A 15318-nucleotide genomic window follows, 5' to 3' on the forward strand; every position below is an offset into this window, starting at 1 on the left:
CGGACGCTAGGCGGCGCTTTTACATGCTCACCCAGCAGTAGAGCCCTTGCCCGGAAGCTTTGGATCGTCGGGCTAGTCCGGCCAAATCTTTTAGGAAGTCGGCAAGTAGCGCCGGATCAGCTGCGTTCCAGAACTCTTCAGTCTCCGACCAGGGGATCGCCACCTGCTCGAGGGCGTCGTCGGAAGCGGTGGACAGCGCGGTGGAAAGGGGCTCCGTCAGGGTCAGTACAAGACGCTCCCCACCATCCCGATCCGCGAGGGCTTGCCCGCTCCGTGGATCGTCCATGACATCGTCGAAGGACCGTCCGGTGAGCAGCTCTTCCAGTGTTCCCAGCTGCACAACGGGATCAATACCGTTACCGGATACCGTGTCGAATACGGCAGCCTCCTGGTAGGTCACGGCCGCCGGTGGGCGTTTACGGCCGAAGATGCCTCGCCTGGGTTCGGCCGGCGGAGCGATCGTCCCTTGGGATCCGGGACCGCCGACACGATCGATCACCGAGGCTGCTTCCTCATCGGATGCAGCAGAGAAGTAGTCAAAAAGAACACCCATGATCGACATTGTCCACTACGTGAGGACGCCACGGCTAAGCCGGGCCAGCAACGAAATATGAACCAGGTGCGCCTCTTGACGAACTACGGTCATCGTCTTAAGTCAACGCCCGTAAGCCGATCCCTCACCGGGCGCGGCGCGAGTCCGTCATGGGTCGCTCTTGGCGGTTGAGCTGAGGAATGATTCAGTCCATGAAGGTAATTTGCCAGAAGCTGCTGTCTCACGATCGGCAGGAAACTCTCGATAGGAGTCCGTGGCTAACCATCGGAGCTGAGTATCACGTCGTCTCCATACTTGCGCATCCCGAAGGACGGACAAAACTGCAACTGGTAGACGATGCTGGGAGTCTTGGGTTGTTCGATTCATCAGCGTTCTCAACCACAGACGAAGCGATTCCCGACACATGGGTAACCCGCATCCGTGATGGTGGAACACTGCAGCTCGCACCTGCGTCCTGGCTCAGACCTGGTTTCTGGGAGGACTACTACGACGGGGACGCTGCCGCAGCTCACATCGTCCATGCTGAGCTGTCAAAGATGCTCGGCAGGCACGTGGGACCCGACCTGCCTGATCTCAGCGGCCCATTACCTAGCCTTGAACTCCAAGCCGCAGCACGGATGCTAGCCAAAGCCGAAGGCACTGATCCCTGGAAGGGCCTCATGCTGGTCCAACTCCACTACGTCGAAGCCCTATCGGCACCCGACAAGCTAAAAGCCATCCTCGAGACAGTCGGCCGATACTGGACGCAGGGCACTGGTAGTCCCGAAACCTTGTTGGAAGCAAAGCGCCAGTGTTGGGAGTACTTGAAGAAGTTCCCTATCGAAGAGCACCTGGATAAACCGGACACAAAGTTCGCCCGGGCTGTGCTGTGCCTGGTTGATCCCGTGGGCGATGATGACATGCTCTCAGATACAGCAGACTGGTTTTGCTCAGTGCTCTGGGACATATGGTGATGTCCTCGCAATCGGTCTATCCGGGCCGCTGATTCTTCTCGGCCGACCCGCCCGCAAGACGATCCCTTACCGTGCACTGCGTGGCGTGCAGATCTTAGGATCGACGAAAGTTGGCTCATCACTGGGCGGGGCAGTCTTGTGGAGTGCTTCTTCGCTTGGATGAGGATATGCCTGGTGGATTTGTTACGTGAATATGACGCATGAGCGCGGGCCGCGAGATTAACGTTTTAGTGGCTGGACAACCTTTGTGGGTTGCATTCGAGCGAGATGGCCGGGTTGAAGCGCTAATGATAAGGGGCCTTCCTGTGTGTTGACTGGATTCTCTTTGGTAAAACCCTTAATGGCGGTTTAGTCTGCTCTCGCTAGTCGAATTTGGGGGTTTCCGACGGCAACTGACGCATCCCTCTGTCGAGTGACTTTGCTCCGGAAAGTGATGCTGTGGCTTCTCCTGCTGCGTTCCTTCGTCGTGCCTGCGCACCTGCGCTTGCGCTCTCGTTGCTCCTTGCGGGCCTTTCGGCGCCCGCTGTTCTTGCCGTTCCCGGGAATCAGCCTGCCGAGACCTTGCCGTCAGTTGAGCCGACTCCGGCCCCTTCAACGTCCCCGGAGCCCGGTTCTGAGCGTGCTGCCCAGGCTGAGGCCAAGGCATCGGGGGAGAAGGTCGTTGTTGCTGACGCCACGACCCCGACGGATCTCACCGTTGCCAATCCGGACGGCACGTTCACCCGGACCTTGAACACGGCCCCGGTGCGCATGGAGACCAGTGAGGGCTGGGTGGATATCTCAACAGATCTGGTCAGGACCGTCGAAGACGGCAAGGCCGTTATTAAGCCCGAACAGATTCCTGTCGATGTGACTCTGGGTGCTGGTGGTTCAAGTGAGATGGCAACGATCGACGATAACGAGGGCCACTCGATCGCCCAGTCCTGGCCGTTCGGTACGCTTCCGGAGCCGGTCATTGAGGCTAATGTTGCGACGTACCGTCAGGTACTGCCCGGGGTGGACCTGGTCCAGATCGCCCACCAGACCGGTGTGTCGCAGGTGTTGAAGATCGAGTCGGCCGAGGCTGCCAGGGATCCTCGTGTTGTGCAGATGCGTTTGTACTTGGACGCGGGAAACGCGACTGTTTCCGAGACTGAGGAGGGTACGCTCACGGCCACGGGCAGCGACACGGGGCAGGTGGAGCTGCATATGAGCGGTGGGCAGTGGTGGGATTCCTCCCAACCCGGGGCATCCGCGCTGGATCCTGGAGCGCCGGGCCTGACCCGGCCATTCACGTTCAGCCTCGGTCAGGAAGCCGGCAAGCAGACCCAAGTGTTTGGGATGGACGAGATCCTGAACACACCTGACTTGCAGTACCCGATCTATGTGGATCCGCCATGGAACACGCCCCGGACCTCGTATGTCTTTGTGGACACCGCCTACCCGAACACCTCGTACTGGAATGGCCAGTTCACGGACCAGACCATGAACGTGGGGTATCTGCCGAACTACTGGGCGCCGGATGGAGTCACCCACCTGGCACGTTCGTACTTCCAGTTCGAAGGCAAAACGTTCGACGCGACGGCGAACTTGATTAATGCCCGTTTTGAAGTCCTGGAGACCTGGTCATCGTCCTGCACCCCGACCGGTGTTGCGTCTTGGATTACCGGTGAAGTCGGTACCGGCACGACGTGGAACAACCAGCCCCAGTTGAAGGTGCGTACTGACCGCGGCAATGTCGCCAAGGGTTACAGCTCGGCATGCCCGGCAGGAATGGTCGGGTTCGATCTTCTCGCTGCCGAGAGCATTCTGCTGAATTCCTCGAAGTGGACGATCATGCTCGCCGCGGACAATGAACTGGATACGAGCGGATTGGCGTGGAAGCGGTTCGCGAATTCCGGTGCCATCCGGGTCGACTATAACCGCAACCCAACAGGTCCGGCGATCCATTCGATCCAGTCCGGCCGATGGACTGGTACCCCGTGGGCAGCGACGTCCAAGTACGTCACCCGCGTCACGAAGCCGAAACTGACCGCCATGGTCGGTGACATCGATCTGGACGGCGGCGAAATCAAAGTGGTTTATAGCGTCCGCCGGGCATCTGGCGGTGGGAGCATTTTCAGCGGAGTTGTCGAGAACACATCGCCCCAGTGGCACGCGGAAACCATGGACTGGGGATCCTGGGCCGCATTGACCGAGGGCGATTACGTCTTCGAGGCCAGGAGCTATGACGACTGGGGCGGGATATCACCGCTGATGAATTTCCCGTTCTCTGTCGATCTGACAGCCCCTACAACGCCCAAGATTGAACCAGTGGCCGGGGCCGCGTACACGGTGACCACGAATCAAACCACCGGCGTCACGAGTTACAGCGACAACAACCACCGCCCCGGTGATGCGGTGTATCCGTTCAAAATCAGCAATAGCTATGTCGATGGCAGGGTGCTTCGTGCTGATGGGTTTATTTATGCCGTCAGCAAGGAAGCAGCTGTCACGCCCCCGACTAATGTGGACTGTCTCACACCACCAACCCAGGAATTTGTGATCGTCTGTCCCGACGGTGACAGCATGGTGATAAATATCGGTGCGGTCAACCAGACGACAGTTCTATCGGTGTGGGCTTTCGACGCAGCGGGCAACGTCGCCGGGACCGATCCGAATGACCAGGACTATCAGAGTGGTGCCGCCAAGACCGCGACACTGACCGTCTCGGAGCCTGTCCTGACCAAGACGGTCGTGGGCTTGACCCCAACCGGTAACGCTAAGTGGGTTGACATCCACGCTGACGGGGACAACCTGGCGGTACAGCGGGTACCGCAAGGCTCCTGCGTGGAGGAAGCCGTACCTTTGGCTTCCAGGAACGCCAGGGCGTTGCAGTTCAATCCCGGCGCCGGGAAGGCCGAAACCGCGGCCCGGGCTGTGGACACATCGGGGGACTTCAGCGTCGCCGCGTGGGTTTGCCCCACGAGTGTCGGAGGGGGAACAGTTCAATCGATCCGTTCCCTGATCACTCAGCTCGCGGGCTCCACTCCCGGCGCTGCTCTGGAGATTGGTGAGTGGGGATCCGTGAGGCTCCAGGCGTGGACCGGGGCCAATTCGAGCCACATCGTCAACGAAGACAGCGGCACTCTTCCGGTTGGTCAGTGGTCTTATGTCACAGCCGTGTACGACAAGATCAACCGGCAGCTCCGACTGAGCTCGCAGGTGGGCGGTTCGATTTCCGACTGGGTGATTGCAGCTTCCCAGCAGAACATCCTCCCGGCGGCCTCGACGCAGAAGGTCATCGTTGGCCAGAGCATCGGTGGGGCCCAGCAGTTCAACGGCAAGATCTACCGGCCGGTCCTCACCCAGGAAATCCTGACTGACACCCAGTTCTCCACCATTCAAAAGGCCTTCGTGAACACCGGCGGCACCAACGATAAAGAGGGCCTGCTCCAATGAGAACCCCCAAATACCTGCCCATGCCGCTGAAGGCACTTCTCACCGGGGCACTCTCGGGTGCCTTGATACTCAGCGGCAGCGCGTTCAGCGTGCTGCCCGAACTGCCGCCAACAGCTACACCAAAGGCAGAGAACGCAGCCCGGGACGTGGACCCGGTCCCTGTTGAAAGGTGGACCGAACAGCCACCACCGGCGCCTGTCCCATCGGGCGTGGACGCAACTGCCGCCCCTGCTCCCGTCGACACGGTCATCGGCGGGAGCCCGACCGCCAACACCGTGGCGCTGCAGGGCAAACAACCTGCGCGTGTTCCGATGATGGCGACGGTTCCATCGAGTGGCAACGGCACATCAAACTTCACGGCCGTGCCCGGGATTGGGTCCGGTTCGTGGGGAACGACGGGCCAGACGGGCGGATTCACGTGGAATTACCCCTTCCCGATCCGCAAAGCCCCCGCCGGCAAGACCCCATCACTGGGGCTCTCGTATGATTCGACGACCTTGGATGGGTTGACCAGTTCGACCAACACCCAGGCTTCCGTCGTCGGTGATGGATGGCAGTTGTCCGGCACGGGATCGATCCGGCAGAAGTTTGGTTCCTGCCGGGACCAGCTCCCGGCCGGCACCAAGACCTGGGACTTGTGCGGAAACGCAGACGGCAGACAGTTCACTATCTCCTTTGGCAGCCGTTCTGGGCTGATCGTTGAAGACGCAACGCAGACCGATCCCAAGCTCAAATATCGTTTGCAAAACGACGACGGCAGCCGCCTGGAATACCTTACGGGTGCCTCAAACGGCACACGTGCTGGAGATTACTGGCGTCTGACCGACCCCGAAGGAACCCAGTTCTACTTCGGTGTAAACCATCTTCCCGGGTGGAGCAGCGCAACCCAGAACACCAATTCCACCGACTACGTTCCTGTCCGGGCAGCGAACTCCCAGCAGGCCTGCTGGGACATCGCACCGGCGATGTGTCAGCAGGCCTATGCGTGGAACCTGGACTACGTTGTCGACGTGCACGGGAACTCCCAAGCGTTTTACTACACGCAGGACATGAACTATTACTCCACGGCCGCCGGTACAGGTCCTACTCATATCTATGTGCGGGCCAGCAGGCTTGTCCGGGTGGATTACGGCATGCGCGCAGGTGCCGAGCTCACCTCCAAAGCTCCGATGATCGTGAACTTCGGATACACCGGTCGCTGCGAACAGGGCAGTGACTGCTCGGCGGGCAATGACGTGCCGTACGAGGAATTCAACTGCTCCACCGCGTCCGGCTGCACGGTGCAGGCCCCGACGTTCTACACGCACTACCGGCTCTGGACGGTGTTGTCGCAAACGCTCGTAAACGGCACCAGCTACGGAAACACGGACTACTGGTACCTGCAGCACAGCATGCCGGATCCTTATGACGCGGTTGGTGCCCGCCCGGCGCTGTGGTTCAAGTCGATCACCCACTCCGGCGCCGACACCACGTCAACCGGTATCACCTCCTGGGTCACAGACCCGCCAACCGAATTCGACGGCCACGGCAAGAAGAACCGGGTCTGGGATGTCCGCTCCGGCCAGGCAACGATGAACCGCATCCGTCTGGACTGGATCCGGAACAGCACCGGCGCCACCACCACGGTTGAATACAAGCAGCCCGATTGCACCGAGGAAGACGTTAACCAAAACGGTACCGGCGACATCGTTCCGGAGAATAACACCAAGAGGTGCTTCCCGCAATGGTGGGTGCCAACGGAGCCCATCGTTCAGCCCGCGATGATGTCATACTTCAACGTCTACCCTGTCGAGCAGGTGACCACGACCCCGAGCATGGGCGTTGACGGCAGCACCCCTGTCATGGTCCGTTACACCTACGAAGGCACCCCCGTGTGGAAGTACGCGGGCCCGAAGATCGACACCAGCACGGGCGGTTCCAAAAAGACCTGGTCGGTGTTCGGGGGCTGGTCCCAGGTCAAGACCATCACCGGCAACGACCCTGTCCAGACCAACAACCCTTACACGCTGACCACATACTTCCGCGGCAATGACGGCACACCAGCCAACTCATCGGGGGCCATGCGTTCGGTCACGCTCACATCCTCGGACGGTGTGACGGCCAGCGTTCGCGACTCACCGTGGTTCGCTGGCAGGGTTTTCGAAAAGCGCAGCTACCGGGGAACCGGCGGAACCTATATGACCGGCACGATTTCCTATCCGTGGAATTCAACCGCGCCTACTGCGACGTCAACGACTGCTTTGGGCTCGGTGAAGGCGTACTTCACGGGCACCGCGTGGACTCAAACCCAGATGGCCTCGGGCCAAGGAAACGGGTGGCGGAAGACCAAAACGTCCAACACCTATGACACGCTCGGACGGGTTGTTGCTGTCAGTGATGACGGTGAACTTGGAACCCTGGCTGACGACAACTGCACCACCACCAGCTACGCCGACAACCCGGCTGTGAACATCCTTTCGCTGCCCGCTGTCACCTCTACCTATTCATCTGTTTGCAACACCCCGGGTGTCACGTTGTTGAAGTCCACCAGGACGCTTTACGACGCCTCCACGTCCGCTGTCCCCGGCACCTCCGGGTACGTTGCTCCAACGAAGGCCGACAAGACCCGCATCGATACAGCAACCGCCGTGTCCGGCGGAACCGCGACCGCCTGGCAGAACGGACCGACAACGGCCTACGACGCTCTGGGCCGGCCAACCCAGTCCACAGACACCAGCACCGGAACCACCCGTGTCACGAAGACCGCGTACTCGCCTGCCACGGGGCCAGTCACCCAGGTCACGACAACAAATGCCGCCCAGTGGCAAACCGTCACCACATTGGACGCCATCCGTGGCAACACCCTGAAGACGGTCGATCAGAACGGCCACGAGACGAGCGCGAAGTACGACCCGTCCGGTCGTGAAATCAAATCCTGGGACGTGCGCCGCCCGCAAAGCAGCAACGCGACCACGCCATCCATCACGACGGACTACAGCGTTTCGCAAACAAGCCCGTCATGGGTACAGAAGACAGTCATCAACGGCTACGGCCAAACAACCAAGAGCTTCACGATCTACGACGGCATGGGACGTCCCCGGCAAACACAATCGCAGTCCCCGGGAAGCGGCTCAATCGTCACCGACATCACCTACAACTCAGCCGGCAACAAAGACCTGGTACGCAACCCGTACTTCGTCGCATCCACACCGGACGGCGTGCTGGTCACTCCAACCCTTGCCGTTCCGTCATCCACAATCTTCGACTACGACGCCTACGGCCGCGTCACAGCCGAACGCGCCATGGCATGGGACAACGACGAGCTGTGGAAGACCCAGTACACCTACGCTGGCCTCGACACCACAACTGCCTCTGTGACCAACGACAGCGGATTCACCAAATCGCCGGTCACCACGCTGGTCAACACCGACGGCAAACTCCAGACCCGCAAGACCTATTACGGGACCACCGCCACGGGCACCGCCGACGTCAGCTCCTACGTGTACGACGCGCTGGGCCAGCTGACACGCATGGGGGATGGCTACAACCTCTGGACCTGGGCCTACGATCCAGCCGGCCGGTTGGTCAGCAGCGAAGACCCTGACACCGGGACAAGTTCCACGGCCTACGATGCCGCAGGACGGGTAGCATCCCGGACTGATGAGCTCAACACTGTCACCAAGTACAGCTATGACGTGCTTGACCGCATCACCAAGCAGACCGTTACCGCTGCCGGTGGCACCGAGAAGACCCTGATCAGCAACACCTATGACGGTGCAGGCAACCCCTTGGGTGTGCTGGCCAGCTCGACAAGGAACAACGGTGCCGCGTTTGACCAGCCCGTAACCACCGCATTCAGCGGCTTCGACCTGGCCTACACGCCGGGAACCACTGTGACGACTTTGCCTGCCGGGCTGACAGGGTTCGGGTCGACCTCGTACACCTTCACGAACACGACCACCCTGACCGGCAAGACGAACGTCTCAGGCACCCCGGCCATAGCCGGGCTACCTGCCGAATCGGTCACCAACGTCTACAACACCTACGACAACCCCTACGAAGTCCGTTCAGGATCGAACTACATCGTCGGCGGCGGAACTTACAACCGGTTGAACCAGATTGCGTCCTACTCCCAGTACGACAGCAACTTCAACAGCGGCGCCAACACCACAGGCACCAACAAGGTCACCTACAACTGGGATGCCGCCACCGGCCGCCTCTCCGACACGGTCGCAAGCAACAAGCTCATTGGCTCTCTCGTGGACACGGACCTGGGCACCACCCGCTACACCTACGACCCGGTAGGCAGAATCACCGAACGTGAACAGGCCTACACCTCCAGGCCCTCATCACCGGCAGATTCCCAGTGCTACAGCTACGACCACGCCGACCGCATCAAGGCCGTGTGGACGCCGGCGAACAGTACATGCGGCGCCCCGCCGGCATCAACGGCCACCACAGTGTCAGGGCTTGGCGGGCCTGCCCCGTATGCGCAGACCTACACCTACACCGCTGCCGGCGACCGGTCCCAGGTCAAGCGCTTCGCCTCCAACGGCGCCCTGTCGGTGACCGAGGACTACACCTACCCCACACCAGGAACGTCAGGAGCACACCGGCCCCAGTCTGTTGTCTCGACTCCCGCCGGAGGCACCGCCACCACGCGGTCCTTGACGTGGGATGCGGCCGGCCGCCTGACCAATCGTGCAGGACAGACCCTGACCTACACCTTGGACGGCCGACTGGACACCACTACGGGCATCAGCACGATCCCCAGCAACCCGAATCCGAACGCCACCGCAGGGACACCCCCTACAGCGGGAACCAGCATCGCCGATGACATGGGCGCCAGGTACTACGACGCCGTCGGAAACCTCGTCGGCATCACGGACGGAACCGGAACCACGATCACCCTGGGCAGCATCACCGCCCACCACAACAAAGCAACAGGCGCCAAGACCGCCACCAAGACCTACACCTTTGCCGGGAAAGTCGTGGGCCAACGCACAACCGCAGGCGCCGGCACCACGAAACTGGCCTTCATCATCGGTGACAGCGTCAACACCGCTCAAACCATGACGCTGCCCAACACCACGGCAAGCACCACCAACATCACCACGCTGGTGCGACGAACCGATCCCATGGGCCTCGCCCGCGGCTCCAACGGCACAGCATCCGGCAATGCATCATTCACGGCGGCGGCCAGTACTACTGCCGGAACCGGCAGCAACGCATCCAACGCGTCAGGCTTCGGTGCCGTCAACGGCTACATCGCCGGACTCGATGACACTGCCAGCTCCCTTACCCACCTCGGGGCGCGGGAACTGGATGCGGTCCTTGGCATCTTCACATCACCCGACCCGATCCTCAGCACCGAGGATCACCGCGGATTCACTCCCTACACCTATGCCTTTGGCAACGTCATCAACACCTCCGACCCCACAGGACTCAGGCCCTCCTGTGACTGCGAAGCGGACGGATCGTCAGGAACCGTTCCAGGATCGGCACAGCAACTCCAGAACGACTACCTGCGACAAACTGCACCAGCCTGGCTGCACCTGACAACCGGACGAAAGTCGCCGGCCCCCGGGAACACTTCCAGCATCTGGGACGACGCCGACATGGGAGCCATCGGCGGGTTCCCCAGCATCCAACAAGCCGAAGCCACAGGCTTCAAGCTCACCGCCGAAGGCGTGGGGCTTGGGTTGGGAATCGCTGCTGGCGCGGGCCTATGCATCTTTACCGGTGGCCTTGGATGTTTGGTGGGTGGGGCTGCGCTTGCCGCGGCAGGATCAACTGCTGGTTGGGCCATAGACAAGGATGGACAGTATTCAGCTCAAGAACTTGTGACCCACGGGGGCACAGAATTCGCGACTGGGCTCATACCCATATGCAAGATCAAGCTTCTGTGCTCAGCTGGCGGAAAGCTCATCCCGGACTCTATGGAGGCCGCTGCCGGCCGCCTCGCCCGACCGGCTGAGATAACCCTGCCGGACGGTCGAGTCCTACCGGGTGTTCCTGCTGGTGCAGCTGGCAGCACGCTAGCAAGATCCGACAAGGGTTACATTTATCCTCTTCAGCCCTCCGGAGCGCTGAGTGATCGAGTTACCCACATTCGTGTCATGGATCCCATTCTTGAAGGTAAATACACCTATCCGAATGGATATGTAAGTTATCTGAGCGGGAAACAGACTGTGAACCCGTTCACAGGGCAGACTCTCAAGAAGAGTGACCCACTTTGGCACATTGAGATGGGTCCTTGACCAGTAGACAACAATCGGACAGTGCTCCAGTTGTGGGTCCAGACGACTGGGGCACTTTCCGTGTAGCTTTGCTCAGATCAGTGCTGTTCGGCAGTCGCCTCTGCTCTTTGGGAGAATTGTGAAATGAGTTCAGAACCAACGGTAAACCTCGAGCTCCTGCGTGCCGACGCAGTTGTCCTGTTTGACTGGCTGATGAACGTTGATTTGGATGCGGTCCCGACTTTTCATCCAGCGGAAAAGCAGGCTCTAGCGGATCTACTTACTTGTATTGAGACGGACACGTCCGTCCCGGAAGTCACCCAAGCTGAAATTGATGCAGCGCGGGAAAGTATCGGGGGGAATATGGGCTGGTAGCCTGCAATTATGTGCCCGTGAAAGGCCCTTCATCCAAGTACTTACCCCTAGGTCCCAGCTGCCGTCCGAGACACTGCTGCCCCCTTTGATGACAACCGCCTGGTGTGGTCTCGCGGAGAGTTCGATGCGAGACCATCGCCGTGTTTTGAGGACGGAGAGATGCTGAGTCCGGTCGTGAGGAGCATGTTCAAGCAATTCGGCTTGTAGACTCGGTGACAATTTTGTTGAAAGCTCTGGTGATGGGCGAGGGCTCGTCCCGGGGCTCGCGCATCATGGAGAGGCCTACACCCCAAGGAGGCGAGGAGTGCCGGCCAACACCAACGCCACTGGTGGATCGAAGGAGGAGGGCGTCCGCAAGCCGATCGGCTTACGGGCGTACAAAAGCCCCTGGCCGGGGCGAAAGGGCGGCCTGACCCGACGGAATATGATGAGTCCGGTGCAGACAAACATGCGGGTACTCAACCCCTCACGTATAAAGAACAGAGCAGGTAGCGTGTTCACGCTGCAGATGCCTGACGGACTCTTTTCCTTTGGCCGGCTCGTTAGCACCGATGTGAATGCAGGGATGGGGCCAGGTGCTCAGCTGATCTACGTGTTCAGCTACCGGTCCCAATCCAAGGAATTGCCCCTTAGAACGGAGCTGCGGTCCAAGAAACTGTTGCTTCCTCCCTTGATGACCAACCGCCTGCCCTGGACTCGTGGATATTTCGAGACCATCGCAGCCACCAACATTCAGGGGCACCGCAAAAAGCGCCCCGGGACCGTATTCCAGCTTTCCCAAACTAACCTCCCGTCCGGTTTATGAAGACCGCTGCGGCTTGCCTGCATCTCGGCCTTAGCTTCATGCACCGAACTTTACGTGGAGCGGCCGGCGGGGCGTGGCTTTCGATTGGGGGCAGCGGACGCTTCAATATCCGGTAGAGGATCCTTTACGGGACATTGCGGCCACCGGAAGAACGAAGACACTGCTTTACTACGAGTTCTAGAGCTGGGACTCGCGAGCTGGCGCTTGGTCGGCGGAGGGGGCACCTTGTCGGATATATCGGCTGGATGCAGGCATCCACATCAGCACAGAACCGGCAGCGGTTAAGATGAAGACCCCTACTGTGATAGGCGTAAGGACAAGATTGAAAATGCCTCCGAGAGCCAAAACAGCCAGGACGGAAAGGACTATCCTCGCCCAGCGTCGACCTCTGAGGAGTCCCAAGGCTGCCCGGACCTGAATAACCGTAAATAGAAGCAGGAATAGACCGCCGACGAGCGTGACAATATCGCTTGCGTCCCAAGTGAACATCAAGATGACTGGCTGAATGCAAGCTAGGATGGCGGCCGAAAGCCAGAGGTAACTTGATGTTCGGAGCACCTTGGGGAGGCTGGCTGCTGTCCTTTGCGCGACAGGATGGACCATCTTCGAACCTCAATTTTCAGAAACACCTTGAGCGGCTTGAGCGCGAGGTTTCAGACTACAGGCGAGCGAGCATCTTTCCGTTATTCATTGAGTGCGGTATCGAGCTGCGCAGCGGGTCGTTCTTCCTCTTTAGTCTGGAACCGCGACGTGGTCGGTTCTGCCCGAAAATGACGCCCTCTCTCACGGCGTCTCATAATCGAAAAGCGTGCCCGTAAGCCGGTCCCCCACCGGCCGTATCTGACGTGCAATCGACGACCACGCCGTTCCAGTGTTACGGCATTCCCGTAAGACCCGCCCCCAAAAATGCCCGGTGAAGGTTCCCTAAACGCTACACGGTTAACCAGTCCACTTCCTTGGAACTGGAACACCCCGCCGCCACAGTTCCCGGTCAACGTGTTCACCATTTGGCGGTCAGGGAAGTTCCCTGGGGTGATCTCTAGCCCGGCTTCCTTATGTTTCGTGAAGTAGCGCCTGGCTGCTTCGTCGTCCACGGATGTCTGAGGTTTCGGTAGACCGTTTAGCTTGCGCGCCTTCCGAGCTTCCCGCCCATCCCTGGCTGCTTTGAAGCCTACAGATGGAGCGGAAGCGAATAGCGGGGTCCAGACCAAGCCGGAGATCAGCACGATCCAGTTCAGACTGACGATGGCCGCGCTAAGCATGATGAAGCTGCCGATCGCGGCCGGAATCATGATTGCAAGGATGAACCGCACCACCCATGAACGTACCGTGTAGTTGCCGCCGTTAGGGGAACCTCCCATGGCCCTATGCAAATGTGTGCTTCACATCCTGACATGTCCCCCACGTCCTCTAAGGTGCCGCAACGTATACCTCCGGTACGAACGTGCCGAAATCGCCCGCACGCCCCTTGAAGCGACGCACAAAAGCGCCCACAATGTTGAGACCGGCACGTTCGTGCCGCTCCAACCGATTCAGGAGGCCAGGATGACAGGCAGCAGTTTCAGCTCAACCCTCGGCGCGGAAGTGCGCGCCCGCCGCACGTCCCTCAGCCTCAGTCAGCAGGACGTGGCCGACCTCGCAGGAGTCTCCGAACGCTTCGTGCGCTTCGTGGAAAGCGGCAAGCCCACCATTCAACTTGAGCCACTTTTGGCCCTCCTGTCCACCCTCGGGTTGGAACTTTCGGTCGTCCACGCCGCCAGTCCAGCCAGCACGGCAACCCCATGACGTACCACCGCATCGCAGACGTCTACAAGCAAGGCATCCACGCAGCCCGTCTTGAGCGCCATCAAGGGGGCACCAAGTTCAGCTACCTGCCTGGCTATCTGAACAAGGACCTCCCAGCGGTCGCAACCACCCTGCCCGTCAGCAATGAACCGGTAGTCACGCCAAGCGGCGCTGTTCCTCCCTACTTCACAGGGCTGCTGCCGGAAGGGCGACGCCTCAATGCACTTCGCCGCCATGTCAAGGCCAGCGCCGACGACGAACTCGCGCTCCTGATGGCAGCCGGCGGAGACGCGGTGGGCGATGTCCAAACGGTCCCCCACGGCGAGCCGCCGGCAGAAGGCGGCTCCGCCGTCGTGCTTGATCCCAAACTGCCGCTTGACTTCGACGCCCTGCTTGGCGACTCCGGTTTGATCGACCCCGTGGCTCTGGCGGGTGTGCAGGACAAGTTGTCGGCGGGGATGATCTCCCTGCCCGTGGCACAGGCCGGGAAGCGCTACATCCTGAAGCTCAACGCGCCGGAGTTTCCGTTCGTCGTGGAAAACGAGTTTCTTATGTTCCGTTACGCGCGTCGGCTGCGGATTCCGGTAAGCCATGTCCAATTGGTGCACGACGTCGGCGGGCGGGCAGGGCTTTTGGTGGAGCGTTTCGATCGCATCACCGCAGCCGACGGCTCACCGCAGCGGTTAGCGGTGGAGGACGGAGCACAAATCCTGGGCCTCTATCCGGCCGACAAGTACAGCATTCCCTTCAGCGACGTGTGCATGGCGCTGGCCGCACACTGCCCTGCACCACTGCCTGCCCTCAGGAGCCTGGTGATCCAGGTGGCCTTCGCCTGGCTGACCGGCAACGGCGATCTCCACGCCAAGAACGTTTCGGTGGTCGAAACACCCGGCGTGCAGGGTCGGCGCGAGTTCACCATCGCTCCGGTCTACGACATCCCCTCCACAGTGGTTTACGGCGACAAGACGCTGGCTCTGGCCATCGGAGGCAAGAAGACCGGAATCAGCCGGAAGCACTTCCTGGGTTGGGCAGTGAAGCTCGGGCTCACGGACCGGGCCGCGCAGCATTCCTTGGAGGCTGCACTCAAAGCCGGCGGCCCCTTGATCGGCGACCTCGACGGCGGCGCCTCACCCTTTGGCGCCATGCAAACGAGAGATTGGATCAAGGAACTCAAACATCGGCGCCGTCTCGTTGAGGGGTGAGGACAGC

The 15318-nt window shown here is 60.4% G+C and carries 9 protein-coding genes; 7 read left to right on the forward strand and 2 right to left on the reverse strand.

Annotated features, from left to right (window positions below; translation table 11 throughout):
- Positions 1-19: 19 nt before the first annotated feature.
- The gene (locus ACPFL9_RS19100; protein WP_426004553.1) at positions 20-553 is read right to left on the reverse strand and encodes a hypothetical protein; all 534 of its coding nucleotides are present in this window, start codon (positions 551-553) and stop codon (positions 20-22) included.
- 191 nt (positions 554-744) lie between these two features.
- Between ACPFL9_RS19100 and ACPFL9_RS19105 the strand changes: the two genes are divergently transcribed.
- The 5 genes from ACPFL9_RS19105 to ACPFL9_RS19125 all read left to right on the forward strand — a co-directional run bounded on the left by ACPFL9_RS19105 (position 745) and on the right by ACPFL9_RS19125 (position 12324).
- Entirely contained in the window at positions 745-1506 is a 762-nt protein-coding gene (locus ACPFL9_RS19105; protein WP_426004554.1) for a hypothetical protein, read from the forward strand.
- A 438-nt stretch (positions 1507-1944) separates the two neighbouring features.
- Positions 1945-4926, forward strand: coding sequence for a LamG-like jellyroll fold domain-containing protein (locus tag ACPFL9_RS19110; RefSeq protein ID WP_426004555.1), 2982 nt, complete (start codon positions 1945-1947; stop codon positions 4924-4926).
- The gene (locus tag ACPFL9_RS19115) at positions 4923-11165 is read left to right on the forward strand and encodes a hypothetical protein (protein WP_426004557.1); all 6243 of its coding nucleotides are present in this window, start codon (positions 4923-4925) and stop codon (positions 11163-11165) included. Before ACPFL9_RS19110 ends, ACPFL9_RS19115 begins: the two co-directional genes overlap by 4 nt.
- A gap of 123 nt (positions 11166-11288) precedes the next feature.
- A complete protein-coding gene (locus tag ACPFL9_RS19120; protein ID WP_426004558.1) occupies positions 11289-11519 on the forward strand; it encodes a hypothetical protein in 231 nt (76 codons plus the stop codon).
- A 304-nt stretch (positions 11520-11823) separates the two neighbouring features.
- The gene (locus ACPFL9_RS19125; protein WP_426004559.1) at positions 11824-12324 is read left to right on the forward strand and encodes an Imm26 family immunity protein; all 501 of its coding nucleotides are present in this window, start codon (positions 11824-11826) and stop codon (positions 12322-12324) included.
- A gap of 683 nt (positions 12325-13007) precedes the next feature.
- Here ACPFL9_RS19125 and ACPFL9_RS19130 read toward each other — a convergent pair.
- Complete coding sequence (locus tag ACPFL9_RS19130) at positions 13008-13685, reverse strand: hypothetical protein (protein ID WP_426004560.1); 678 nt, start codon at positions 13683-13685, stop codon at positions 13008-13010.
- A gap of 184 nt (positions 13686-13869) precedes the next feature.
- Here ACPFL9_RS19130 and ACPFL9_RS19135 point away from each other — a divergent pair, with 184 nt between their 5' ends.
- Both ACPFL9_RS19135 and ACPFL9_RS19140 read left to right on the forward strand, forming a co-directional pair.
- On the forward strand, positions 13870-14109 hold the full coding sequence (locus ACPFL9_RS19135) for a type II toxin-antitoxin system Y4mF family antitoxin (RefSeq protein WP_426004561.1): 240 nt from the start codon (positions 13870-13872) through the stop codon (positions 14107-14109).
- Positions 14106-15311 carry a type II toxin-antitoxin system HipA family toxin gene (locus tag ACPFL9_RS19140; protein WP_426004562.1) on the forward strand — a complete coding sequence of 402 codons (1206 nt, stop codon included), beginning with the start codon at positions 14106-14108 and terminating at the stop codon, positions 15309-15311. Before ACPFL9_RS19135 ends, ACPFL9_RS19140 begins: the two co-directional genes overlap by 4 nt.
- Positions 15312-15318: the final 7 nt, after the last annotated feature.

The sequence above is a fragment of the Paenarthrobacter sp. NyZ202 genome, from assembly GCF_049860755.1.
Lineage (GTDB): Bacteria > Actinomycetota > Actinomycetes > Actinomycetales > Micrococcaceae > Arthrobacter.

What these genes read in the sequence shown, in the direction of transcription:
- ACPFL9_RS19130 (WP_426004560.1), bottom strand. Translation starts at nt 13,685, where the DNA reads ATGGGAGGTTCCCCTAACGGCGGCAACTACACGGTACGTTCATGGGTG.
- ACPFL9_RS19140 (WP_426004562.1), top strand. Translation starts at nt 14,106, where the DNA reads ATGACGTACCACCGCATCGCAGACGTCTACAAGCAAGGCATCCACGCA.
- ACPFL9_RS19120 (WP_426004558.1), top strand. Translation starts at nt 11,289, where the DNA reads ATGAGTTCAGAACCAACGGTAAACCTCGAGCTCCTGCGTGCCGACGCA.
- ACPFL9_RS19115 (WP_426004557.1), top strand. Translation starts at nt 4,923, where the DNA reads ATGAGAACCCCCAAATACCTGCCCATGCCGCTGAAGGCACTTCTCACC.
- ACPFL9_RS19100 (WP_426004553.1), bottom strand. Translation starts at nt 553, where the DNA reads ATGGGTGTTCTTTTTGACTACTTCTCTGCTGCATCCGATGAGGAAGCA.
- ACPFL9_RS19105 (WP_426004554.1), top strand. Translation starts at nt 745, where the DNA reads ATGAAGGTAATTTGCCAGAAGCTGCTGTCTCACGATCGGCAGGAAACT.
- ACPFL9_RS19135 (WP_426004561.1), top strand. Translation starts at nt 13,870, where the DNA reads ATGACAGGCAGCAGTTTCAGCTCAACCCTCGGCGCGGAAGTGCGCGCC.